The organism is Chryseobacterium sp. TQ-BC-N36 (genome assembly GCF_058382295.1).
Genome location: NZ_CM178175.1, coordinates 2,678,454 through 2,690,900 on the forward strand (window position 1 = coordinate 2,678,454; position 12,447 = coordinate 2,690,900).

A 12,447-nucleotide genomic window follows, 5' to 3' on the forward strand; every position below is an offset into this window, starting at 1 on the left:
TATTTGAGTAATGAATTCAGAAAGCGACTTTATCAAAACAGTTTTCGGACTGAAACTGAAACAGCAGCGACAAAAGAAAAACTGGTCCCTGCAGGATCTTGCTGTAAAGACAGGGTTATCAAAATCTTATCTTAATGAGATTGAAAACGGAAAAAAATATCCCAAGCACGATAAGATCATTCAGCTTTCTGAAGCATTGAGCTGTACTTTTGACGATCTGGTTTCAACCAAACTTGATAAAAGCTTAGCGCCTTTCAATGAAATCCTGCAATCTGATTTCTTCAAAGAAGTCCCCCTGGAGCTGTTCGGCATCAACAAAAACAATCTCATCAGCATCATCAGTGATGCTCCTAAAAAGGTGACCGCTTTCATCAATGCGCTCATTGAAATCTCCCAGAATTATAACCTTGGAAAAGAAAGGTTTTATTTTGCTGTATTAAGATCATTTCAGGAACTGTATGACAATTATTTTCCGGAAATTGAAGAAAAAGTGGGTTTATTTACCAAAGAAAATAAATTACAAACCGGTAAAAATTTAAAGTCTGATATTCTTGAAAAGATTCTTGGAGAAAAATTCGGCTATATGATTCAATCTGAAGATTTTGAAAAATACGGAACCCTGGATAATCTCCGCTCACTTTTTATTCCTGAGAAAAAACTTTTACTCCTGAATCAAAAACTGGAAAAAGATCAGAAGACCTTTATCCTTGCCAAAGAAATCGGCTTCAATGTGCTGGAATTAAAAAATCGCCCCAATACATACTCCTGGCTGGATTTCGGAAGTTTTGAAGAAATCCTGAACAACTTTTATGCATCTTATTTTGCCGGAGCTTTGTTAATTTCAAAAGAGTCTGCCATTGAAAAGTCTTCTGACTTTTTTCAACAGAACAAATGGGAACCGAAAAGTTTTGAAAGCCTTATCAACAGCTTTACCCACTCCCCTGAAACGTTTTATTACCGGCTGACCAATATTCTTTCGGCTGAAATGGGAATTAAAGACCTGTTCTATTTATGTCTGGTAAAAAAGAAAAACTCTGATAAAATCCAGATTTTAAAAGAACTCCATCTCAACCATCAGCAGGCCCCTCATGCCAATGCCACCAATGAACATTACTGCAGAAGATGGATTGCTGTGAAAAATCTTGATCATTTAAAAGAAAATGAGACCTTAACTGATGCTCAGATTTCACATTATAAAGATCAGGGAATAAGCTACCTGGTCATTTCCACCTCACAGAAAAATCCTTTTTCGGACGGAAGCAACAGAAGCTACTGTCTCGGAATTCTGCTGAATACCCAAACGATTAAAAAAATAGGTTTCATTAAATCTCCTTCTTTAAAAACCATCAATGTAGGGGTTACCTGTGAATCCTGCAGTATTCCAGACTGTGAAGTAAGGCAAGCACCGCCGGTAAGACTGGAAAAGGAACATTTTAACCTGAGTATGAAAAACTCAGTTGAAAAGATCAGAAAAAGATTTGAGAATTAATGGGTGAATAATGAATTGTGAATGTGTGTACAGCTAGAGGCTCAGAATACCTGATCTGGGTTTATATATTGTTCAAAATCTACTGGTAACATATTTTCTTAAAAGCAAAGTTCGCAGGTTTTCCATAGTGTTTTATAATGCCTGATCGTAAGGACATTTTAATTAGCGTTAATATTTCACTATTGATTTTGCGAAGCAAAAAATTAACAATAATTTTATATCTTAGTACAAAGCACACTCATGATGTTAAATGTATTATTTCCCAACCGTTGCATTCACTGCAACCGAATTACTGATCCTGAGATTCCGGTATGTGATCTTTGCTTTCATCAGATTCATTTTACCCATTACGATTATTTCGGGAATAATCCGGTTAAGGAAAAATGCAGTCTGCTTTTTCCTATTGAGAATTCTTTTGCATTAATTCAGTTTGAAGAGGAAAGTTTAAGCCGTAAAATCATTCACCACCTGAAATACCAAAGCAGGGAAAAAATAGGAAAGATTCTGGCAGAATGGACTGCAGAACGACTGGATTTTGGCAATGAAAAACCCGATCTTTTGGTCAGTGTACCGCTTCACCCAAAGAAGCTGAGAACCCGTGGCTACAACCAGCTTCATTTATTCACTGAAACGCTATCTGACTTGTATAACATCCCGTTTGATCATGAATTAATCAGGAGAAATTATTATTCTAAAGCACAAGCCTTAAAGAACAAGAGACACCGGTTGGAAACAGTCAATACTTTCTCTGCCACACATCCTGTTTCCGGAAAACATATTCTTCTGATTGATGATGTTTTTACGACAGGAAATACCATTTCATCGGTTGCCTGGGAAATATTAAATGCGGGAGATAATAAAGTGAGTGTCTTGGTAATGGCAATGGATATCTGATGCTGAGATGCGGGTTCCGGGTCTATTCAAGCTTTCAAAAAAACTGTTTATTCAATCTATTTTCATCATTCGATTCTTTTCCCTAATTTTCAGGAAACTAAACCACTATGCCCAATCTTATTTTATTACACGGAGCTTTAGGCCACAGCGATATTTTCACCCCTTATCTGAACACGTTATCCCAATATTTTACAATACATACTCCCTTATTTTCAGGACATGGAGACCGGGAGCTTCCGGCAGACGGAATCAGTATCGAAAAGTATACTCAGGAATTATCCGAATATTGTGCAGCGCATAATCTGACCAATGTATCGATATTCGGGCACAGTATGGGAGGTTATATTGCACTGTGTTATGCTATGAAAAGTCCGGAAAATGTAAATTCTATGATGACCCTGGGAACTAAGTTTGAATGGGCTGAAGAGCAGGCTTTAAAAGAAATCAAAATGCTTAATCCTAATGTCATCCTCGAAAAAGTTCCGCAGTATGCCCGCCTTTTAGAATCACAGCATGGATCAAAATGGAAAAAACTTCTTCCGGCTATTGCTGAGCTAATGATTGGGTTGGGTAAAAATCCTCCTTTGGAAAACAATCTTTCTACCATTAATATTCCAACTCAGATTATGGTGGGAGATCAAGATAATATGGTCACTATCGAAGAAAGTGTAAGTGTTTACAGAAGCCTTCCTGATGCAAAACTGGCCGTACTTCCGGATACCAGACATCCTATGGATAAAGTACGGCCTGATTTATTATTGAATTTAATGAAAGATTTCTGGAATCTTTCCTAAATTATCTCTGAAGTTTTTCTCCGTAACTCAGATCGCCGGCATCCCCCAATCCCGGAGTAATATACCCTTTGGCTGTTAATTGCTCATCAATAGCTCCTACCCATATCTGGGCTTCAGGATAAGCATTCTGAATGGTTTCAACACCTTGCTTTGAAGCAATGGCAGCTACAATATGAAGCTGGGTTGGATTTCCATGGGTCAGCAAATCTTTGATGGCTTCAATTAAAGAGGCTCCTGTTGCCAGCATTGGATCTCCCACAATCAAAGGCCTTCCTTCAATACTCGGGCAAGTCAAATAATCCTGTTTGATAGAAAAATAATCATTTGCATCGTGTTTTCTGTAAGCTGCCACAAAACCACAGTCTGCTCTGTCCAGATAGTTCAGAATCCCTTCAAATAACGGAACTCCTGCTCTTAAGATTGTTGTAATAACAGGCTGTACGGCAATTTCCCTGCTTTTTATTGTATCTAAAGGAGTTTGAATTTCAATTTCTCTGTACTCCAGTCCTTTACTGATTTCAAAAGCGGCAATCTCTCCGATTCTCTCCATATTTCTTCTGAATCTCATTCGGTCATGCTGAATATCAACGTTTCTAAGTTCGTTGATCCATTCATTGACAAGAGAAAAATTTTGCGATAAAATAGTAAGCATGAAAATTTTATTTTTTTTTAATTTCAGTTAATTGATATTAATTCCTGCAAAATTACAACTAAAAAACGAATTGAAAGATTGAGCCTGAGGAGAAATATGTATATTTATGAAAATATTCCCACTACTCTATTTAGTAATTTTTTAAATGATGAAAAGCCTGATTTTAGGAAAGATCAGTCCGGAGTTTATCAGAGAAGAGACTCTGCCTGAATTATTGATTCCCACCTTTGAGAAATATAAAGATAAAACAGCCTTTATATTTAAAGATAAAAAAATATCCTATGCTGAACTGGACAGCTGGAGTAATGCCATCGCACTGCAGCTTCAGGATCACGGCGTGCAGCCTGGCGACCGTGTCGGGGTATGGTATCCGAGAAGTCTTGAGCTTCCTGTAGCCATACTAGGAATTCTTAAAGCCGGTGCGACGTACATTCCGTTAGACCGTGAAATGCCCGAAGACAGGATAAAAAGGGTATTTACAGATATTAATGTCAAGATTTATTTTTCTGACACGGATGCCCATATTCACTGCCAGCCTTTAGAAATTGCACCGCAGCCTCAGCATTCAGTTCCTTCACCTGTTATCAATTATACACCAGACAACTGGGCCTATGTATTATTTACCTCAGGCAGTACCGGAAACCCTAAGGGAATTCCGATCTCTCACCGGAACATTTGTCATTTAATCCGTTCTGAGCAGGATTTTATAGAAATCAGAGATACTGATATGGTGTATCAGGGGTTTTCTGTTTCTTTTGATATGTGGTGTGAAGAAGTGTGGATCAGTCTTTTTGCAGGAGCTACCATATGGATTGCCGACGCCACCACTGTAAAAGCAATTGATGAACTCAGTGATGTTTTAACCCAAAATAAGATTACTGTACTTCATGCGGTTCCCAGTATTCTGGCCATTATTGATGAGGTTCCTGCTGTCAGATTTATCAATACCGGAGGGGAAGCCTGTACAAAGCAGGTGCAGGAAAAATGGGCCAAGCCATACAGAATATTCATCAATAGCTATGGTCCTACAGAAACAACAGTCTCATCCAATATGGCCCAACTGAATGAGCAGCAGGAACTGACAATCGGCCCTCCTCTGCCCAATTATCATGTTGCTGTAATTGATGAAAACATGAATATCGTTCCACGGGGAGAGCGTGGGGAGATGGTCATTTCAGGACCGGGAGTCAGCAACGGATATTTTAATCTTCCTGAGCTTACTGAACAGAAGTTTTTAGCCAACCCATTTCCGGAAGATCTTCCCGGAGACAGAATATACAAAACCGGTGATGCCGTTATCATCCGCGAAGATGGATTTATTGATTTTCAGGGAAGAATAGATGATCAGATCAAATTACGAGGATACAGAATTGAACTTGGGGAGATCGAATCCCGGCTCAACCGGCTTCATGATGTTTCCTCGGCTGCAGTAGCCGTAAAAGAAGATTCTAACGGGCAAGGGCAACTTGTGGGATACGCAGTCATGAGCGACGAATCTTCTTTCGATGAAAATGAAATGCGCAAAGAACTGGCCAGATTTCTGGCTCCATACATGGTTCCGATCTCTATTGTTTTGATGAAAGAAATGCCGAGAATGCCAAGTGGTAAAATCGACAGAAAACGGCTTCCCCTTCCTGAAAGTTTCTCAAGTCATCAGAAAAACGAAGAAATCAATATTGATTCTGAAGCGCCGATAGAAGAAAAACTTATTCAGACCCTGAAATGGGTATTTCCAGGAAAAGAAATCAATCTTACCCAGGATTTTTTCACTGATCTGGGTGGACATTCCCTGCTTGCGGCCACACTCGTTTCCCATCTTCGTCAAAAAGCAGGTATTCCTACTGCTTCACTGAAAGAGATTTATGAAAACCGTCCTTTGTCAGTTTATTCTGAGTTTCTCAAAAACAAGCATACTCAGGCGACATCCCGTCAGGAACCGTTTCACAGGGTTTCAACATGGCAGTATATTGTCTGTAATATTGCCCAGACAGTTAGTTTACTGGTTGTATTTGCTTTATTAAGTATTCAGATTTTCTTCCCTTATCTGAGCTATTATTATTTTCAGCTTAACGGATACGGACTGCATTATGCCTTACTGAGTGCTGTTTTACTCTATACACTGATTCCACCTGTATATTCGATCATTATAGTGCTTACCAAATGGCTGGTGATCGGAAAAATAAAAGAAGGAGATTATCCGCTATGGGGATGGTATTATTTCAGATGGTGGCTTTGGAAAACCATTAAACGGCTAATGCCTTCAGAATTCATTGTAGAAACTCCATTATATCCGAAATACTTAAAGCTTCTTGGAGTAAAGGTAGATCCAAGCGCACAGCTGAGCCTTCTGCCTATTGCAGCCGAAGATCTTGTAACGATTGATAAAAATGTGAATACCAGCTCCGGCTGCAGTATTGACAATGCTTCTGTCGAAAATGGCATTTTAAGGATAAGAAAAGTACATATTAAGGCTCATGCCTATCTTGGGTCTTCAGTGATTGTATGTGGAGATACCGTTATTGAGGAATTCGGGGAACTTCAGGATTTAAGCTGCCTTAATGAAGGGGGAAAAATTGGTTTTGGAGAAGTATGGAACGGAAGCCCCGCAGAAAAAGTAAGAATAAAATCCGGTGAAGAAGTTCAAATTCCCCAGCTAGCTTCTGCGCGAAAAAGAAACCGTTTTGCTTTATTGTATGCATGCTCTTTATTCTTCTTTCCCCTGCTGATTGTTTTACCTTTAGCCCCAACCCTCTATACCCTGTATTATCTGGATGACCGTTCAGCTGATTATAATTTCTATTATCTGTGGCAGGCTCCGATACTTTCTACAGTTTATATTTTATTGTTTATCGGAGTGGTAAGTGTGCTGACCAGGATTTTACAGTATAATATGAAACCAGGCATCTATCCCGTGTACAGTTTTATGTATTATAAAAAATGGATAAAGGATCAGATTTTTAACCTCTCCCTTATTATTGTACACCCTCTTTTTGCTTCTATTTATATCAGTAAATTTTACAGAATGATGGGAGCCAAAGTGGGGAAAAACTCAGAGATATCGACAGCAAGTGATGTTTCCCATCATCTTTTAGAGATAGGGGAAGGTTCTTTTATTGCAGATGCTGTTATCCTTGGAGAACATGATGTAAGAAATGAAAAATTAATATTATCAAAAACTACGATAGGAAATAACAGCTTTGTAGGAAACAGCGGTCTGATCCCACAGGGATATGAACTGAAAGATAATATGCTGATCGGGGTATTGAGTAAAGCTCCGTCCGAAGAACAACTGAAAAACTCTACTGAAAAAGACTGGTTCGGCTCTCCTCCTATTGGCCTGCCATCCAGACAGAAATCTGATGTTTTTCAGGATACTCTCACCTATAATCCGCCGTTCAGACTTAAGCTTGCAAGAGCCATAGTGGAAGGAATCAGAATTATTCTTCCACAGACTGTGGTGATCATCTGCAGTGTACTTTTCATTGCCTATACAAGTACTTATCTGGAAGGAAACATTCACTATCTCATCTTAATGTCTCCGTTTTATTATCTGGGAATCGTTGCCTTACCTTCATTTTTCTTCACTGTACTTCTGAAATGGATCTTAGTAGGAAAATATAAAAAAACTGAAATGCCTATGTACAGCATGAAAGTATGGCTGAGTGAAGGGATTACAACAGTCTATGAAGCTCTTCCGGTACAGTTTTTCCTTGATTTCCTGCGTGGAACTTTCTGGCTGCCATTCTTTATGAGATTTTTGGGGGTAAAGATTGGGAAAAAAGTATGGCTCAATACCACCGATATTACGGAATTTGATATGGTTTCAATCGGAGATGAAACCATGCTGAATGAAGACTGCGGTCCCCAGACTCATCTTTTTGAAGACAGGATTATGAAAATCGGAAGTGTAAAAATCGGAAAGCAGACCACGATCAATTCAAGAACAATTATTTTATATGACAGTGAAATTGGCAACAATGTTAATATTGATCCTCTTTCCCTGGTCATGAAAGGAGAAGTTCTTTCGGATAGTACCTCCTGGTATGGCAGTCCGTTAAGAGGAAAGTGATAGAACTGGCAGCATAAGGCCGGAAGATGGAAGTAATTCAGGCTCAGAAAAGAAATAAATATCTTTCCAATTAAAATTATTTTATTCATCAATAACAAGGATTATGATTGCATAACAGAAGCTCTAACTTCCCTCTTCCGGCTTCCAACAAATAAAAAACATCATTATGAATTATTCCATCAGAAAAATAAAAATCGCCGAAAGCCTCGCTGTTGTCGATGAGCTGGTAGGTGAACTCCATATTTCAGAAAAGGAAATGAATAACAATACCGCTGACTGGAGCCAGATCAGAGAAAGTTATCTCAGGTTTATGTCAACATGTGAGGAAGAAAATGATGGCACTTTTCTTATTGCTGAAGCCGATGGAAAAGCAATAGGTTTTCTTTTCGGTTATCTTGAAGAACAAGATGACAGTAATTTTGAACTTGGAGAAGGAGATGATCTGTATGTCTCAGAAGGATATGTAAAAAAAGAGTTTAGAAAACAGGGGATCTATTCTGCCCTCAATAAAGCATTTGAAGAAAGGTATGCAGACTATAAAATCCGGAAAATTTACCGTTATACATTATGCAATAATGATACAATGCAGCGGTGGCTTGCTTCGCAGGGATATCGTCCTGTAAGACTGGTGTATGAAAAATGGCTGCCATGAAAAAGAGCCCTAAATGAAAAGTTATTTCAAATAAAAACTCCGGCAAGCTTCGCTTGCCGGAGTTTTTATGAACAGTTGTTCTTATTATTTCTGTCTGAAATATACTTCAATAGGAACTCCGGTAAATCCGAATTCTTTTCTCAGCTGATTTTCAGTAAATCTCTTATAAGGTTCTTTCACATACTGTGGAAGGTTACAGAAGAATACAAACTGTGGTGATGGTGTAGGAAGCTGAACACAGTATTTGATTTTAATATATTTCCCTTTTAATGCCGGCGGCGGTGTGTTTTCAAAGATCGGAAGCATTACTTCGTTCAGTTTTGAAGTTTTAATCTTCTTCTTACGGTCTTCATATACCTGCATGGCTACCTCTACAGCTTTTAAGATTCTCTGCTTCGTTAAAGCTGAAACAAATAAGATTGGAATATCCTGGAACTGACCGATTTTATCTTTGATTGATTTTTCAAAATCACGCATCGTGTTGGTCTGCTTATCTTCAATCAAATCCCATTTGTTCACAAGGATCACAATTCCTTTTCTGTTTTTCTGAGCCAGTCCGAAGATATTCATATCCTGAGATTCCCATCCCTGGGTAGCATCAACCATAATGATCACTACGTCAGAATACTCGATAGAACGGATAGATCTCATTACAGAATAGAACTCAAGGTCTTCATTTACCTTAGATTTTCTTCTCATCCCTGCCGTATCCACCAATACAAACTCGTGTCCAAATTTGTTATATAAAGTCTGGATACTGTCTCTTGTTGTTCCCGCAATATCAGTTACGATATTTCTTTCAACATCCAGTAAAGCGTTTGTCAAGGTAGATTTTCCTACATTCGGACGGCCTGCAATGGTAATTTTAGGAAGCCCTTCAAATGGGTCTTTATATTCTGTGGTCGGGAAGTCTCTAACGATATCATCCAGCAGATCTCCTGTTCCGGAACCTGTGGCTGAAGAAAGTGTATAGTATTTATCGATTCCTAACTGGTAAAATTCTGTTGCAGGAAGTTCTTCTTTCGCAGAATCTACTTTGTTGATAACAATATAAATCGGTTTGTTGGATCTTCTGAGAAGTCTGTAAATTTCGTGGTCCGTATCAGTAAGCCCTTCCTCTACGTTCATCATAAAGATAATAGAAGTGGCTTCATCTACTGCTAACTGTACCTGCTTACGGATTTCTTCTTCGAAGATATCATCTGTACCTACATCATACCCTCCGGTATCAATTACGGTAAAGTCTACTCCGTTCCAGTCAGATTTTCCGTAGTGACGGTCTCTGGTAACACCGGCTGTAGAATCTACAATAGCCTCTCTTCTTTCTAATAAACGGTTAAAAAGCGTGGATTTTCCTACGTTGGGACGCCCAACGATTGCGACAATATTTGACATAAAAAAATGTTTAATAATCCTTTTTGCTATGCTCAGGATATGTTATTAATGGGTTACTCCAACTTTTGGAGCCCAATTTTTTTGCAAAGATAAGGTTTTATTATTTAACTGAACTTTGAAGGATGGAAGCTGGAAGAAGGAGACGGGAAGTTATTATCCATCGGAGAATGTATCATTTTCGAGTAGAAGTAATTTTTTTTAAATTTTTACTGAAAAATAATTCTTTGGATATCAATACATAAAGCCGCCATCTTAATAATTATGTTAATGAATCTTTAATTTTGATTTTCATATTTAAAATAAATTCTATAATTTCGCGGCATAGAAACAGAGACCCATGGTGTAGCGGTAACACTACTGATTTTGGTTCAGTCATCTGGGGTTCGAATCCCTGTGGGTCTACAAACCAAATAAAAGCAACTCGCTAATTTACAGCAAGTTGCTTTTTTTATTTTAGTCACTTTTGGTCACTTGGTCACGATTTTGGTCACTGTTTTTCTAAAAAACGCTTAGAGTGAACTTCATTAAATCTATTTGAATCTAATTGTATTTTAGCTACTGAAATAATGTCCATCACTTTCAAAATAATTATACATTAAATTTCTTGCTGTAGCTTCCCAATCAATATAAATATAATTTGGTAAGCTTTCAGGAATACTTTCTTCTAATATGTACTGAGTAAATGTTTCATCGTCTGAAAACTCACCCATATAATAGTTTATTATACCGTCATAAATACTCTGAAAATCGATTTTTCCAACACAATCAATATAAGCTTCAAAAACTTCTAAATCATACCCAGAATCGTTTATTTGCTGGGCTATTTCGTAAATTCCAGAAGATAAATGACACTCACTAATCAATCCTAGTTTTTCAAACAGTTCACAGTGTTCGTAGTCCTGAAACATAAATTCTGGGTCAGGCTCATCAGAATGTAGTTTATACATTGCTGTAAGTAGTTCGTCATAGTCTGAATAATCAGAAAGATTGAGCCATTTACCATAAAGACTTCCGTTGTTGTACTTTGCATACGTTCCTACATAGATACTGCAAGAATCAAGACAATTTTGTAAATTTGTCATGTTGATAATTTTTAGTGTAATTAAAATTTATTGATGTTGCCTATCGTGTTCGTAGCACTTTAGGCATTTTTATATATTATTGTGAGAGTCTATATAGAAAAAAGAACTTGAAACAGTTCTTTGACACATTAACAAAGTCAATATTCATGCCAATTGACAGAGATTTTAACTTTAAAATTAAAGTTTTTAAAATATTTTTAACTACAGGCCACACAAACAAAAACTGTCAATAAAAACATACAGTTTGAAAAATATCATCAGTACAAAATAGTAAGTGGAAAATAAAATTAGATCTGGAAAAACCGCATATAACAAAAGAACTGTATGAGAACATGTTTGATAGTTGGGAGGGGTAGCAAAGAAAACAACTCTTATACCCTCTGGTTTATCTATAGATACTTCTGTCCGTACACTCATTAAAGATTTTTTGGTGTTAAATTGTCACAAATTCTTCTATAAAGGAATGATTGAACTATTGAGAGAAATTGGGTGGGGATATTTTTGTGGGAGGGGATTTACCATTGTCTTTCTTTACAAATATAAGATACAATATATAGCATTGGTTGTTCATTTATTGGATGAGTTGGGCAAAGGTAAGTAAAATGAAATGTAGGAATTAAAAGTTATTATAATACTTTAAATTTCTAAAAGTTTTGGAAATTGAAATCTCAAAATTTAATAATAAATAGACAGTTGTTTTCGGTATAGCAGTACGTATGGGCTCTACCATACACCATAAATTTAGTAATTTCAATGATTAGTTTATAAATGGTCAATTGATCAGTAACAAAAACCAATTATCTATATCTCAGATTAGATAAAAAAAGGGAGTATCCGAAAAGTCAGATATACCGTCTGAGAATCAAATATTCATATACTCCTCTTGTATAGGGGGTACGAATAAAATCAACAAAAATTGAGGCTGTCCGAAAAGTTTGGACAGCCTCTTTGTTTATTATCTGAGAACGAACGAGACATTCGCACTAGTGGGGACTTTGCTCAGTGTTTTTTTATTCTATAATCTTTTTATAACAATTCTCCCCATCATGGTAGCCAAAGCAAAGTACAATATTCTTATCTTTTTTCTCAAAAAAAGTAGTATAAGTCATATCAGTATCATTCACATCTTCTGGAAAGGCAATTAAATCTTTATCAAAATTTAAATAAAAATCATTAAACTTTATTGTGTTACCTTCTAATTTGTATTTCGAATTGTAATTCAACACTTTCTTCCCTTTTATATTGTAAATTACTCTGTTATAAACCCCATCCTTGTTAATCGTTAAAGTGTCATATGTATTTTTGTATGATATGGGTGAATATTTTCCATATATATCTTCATTACTAATATTTTGGCACGAAAATAAAAAAGGTAATAAAATTAAACTTATACTTTTCTTCATATTTATTAATTTAAGTT

At 36.9% G+C, this 12,447-nt stretch carries 9 protein-coding genes and 1 tRNA gene; 6 read left to right on the top strand and 4 right to left on the bottom strand.

Annotated elements, in window-relative coordinates:
• Positions 1 to 10: 10 nt before the first annotated feature.
• From AC3FI7_RS12015 to AC3FI7_RS12025, 3 genes are all read left to right on the top strand, one after another.
• Positions 11 to 1,489 (top strand): helix-turn-helix domain-containing protein, encoded by a 1,479-nt coding sequence (locus tag AC3FI7_RS12015; protein ID WP_142724996.1) that lies wholly within the window; start codon positions 11 to 13, stop codon positions 1,487 to 1,489.
• A gap of 240 nt (positions 1,490 to 1,729) precedes the next feature.
• Complete coding sequence (locus tag AC3FI7_RS12020) at positions 1,730 to 2,383, top strand: ComF family protein (RefSeq protein ID WP_142724997.1); 654 nt, start codon at positions 1,730 to 1,732, stop codon at positions 2,381 to 2,383.
• A gap of 107 nt (positions 2,384 to 2,490) precedes the next feature.
• Positions 2,491 to 3,177, top strand: coding sequence for an alpha/beta fold hydrolase (locus AC3FI7_RS12025; protein WP_491460192.1), 687 nt, complete (start codon positions 2,491 to 2,493; stop codon positions 3,175 to 3,177).
• A 1-nt stretch (position 3,178) separates the two neighbouring features.
• On the opposite strand, the gene upp is transcribed toward AC3FI7_RS12025, so the two are convergent.
• Positions 3,179 to 3,829, bottom strand: a complete 651-nt coding sequence (gene upp / locus AC3FI7_RS12030) for a uracil phosphoribosyltransferase (RefSeq protein ID WP_142724999.1) — start codon at positions 3,827 to 3,829, stop codon at positions 3,179 to 3,181.
• A gap of 145 nt (positions 3,830 to 3,974) precedes the next feature.
• On the opposite strand from upp, the gene AC3FI7_RS12035 reads away from it, so the two are divergent.
• Complete coding sequence (locus AC3FI7_RS12035) at positions 3,975 to 7,898, top strand: Pls/PosA family non-ribosomal peptide synthetase (protein WP_491460193.1); 3,924 nt, start codon at positions 3,975 to 3,977, stop codon at positions 7,896 to 7,898.
• A 166-nt stretch (positions 7,899 to 8,064) separates the two neighbouring features.
• Entirely contained in the window at positions 8,065 to 8,550 is a 486-nt protein-coding gene (locus tag AC3FI7_RS12040) for a GNAT family N-acetyltransferase (protein WP_491460194.1), read from the top strand.
• Between the two features lie 84 nt (positions 8,551 to 8,634).
• Here the strand turns inward: AC3FI7_RS12040 and der are convergent, their stop codons facing one another.
• Positions 8,635 to 9,945, bottom strand: a complete 1,311-nt coding sequence (gene der, locus AC3FI7_RS12045) for a ribosome biogenesis GTPase Der (RefSeq protein WP_002976791.1) — start codon at positions 9,943 to 9,945, stop codon at positions 8,635 to 8,637.
• A gap of 331 nt (positions 9,946 to 10,276) precedes the next feature.
• Here der and AC3FI7_RS12050 point away from each other — a divergent pair.
• Positions 10,277 to 10,347, top strand: a tRNA-Gln gene (locus AC3FI7_RS12050).
• 149 nt (positions 10,348 to 10,496) lie between these two features.
• Here the strand turns inward: AC3FI7_RS12050 and AC3FI7_RS12055 are convergent.
• On the bottom strand, positions 10,497 to 11,027 hold the full coding sequence (locus AC3FI7_RS12055; protein WP_491460195.1) for an antirestriction protein ArdA: 531 nt from the start codon (positions 11,025 to 11,027) through the stop codon (positions 10,497 to 10,499).
• Between the two features lie 1,010 nt (positions 11,028 to 12,037).
• Positions 12,038 to 12,430, bottom strand: a complete 393-nt coding sequence (locus AC3FI7_RS12060; protein WP_105703970.1) for a hypothetical protein — start codon at positions 12,428 to 12,430, stop codon at positions 12,038 to 12,040.
• Positions 12,431 to 12,447: the final 17 nt, after the last annotated feature.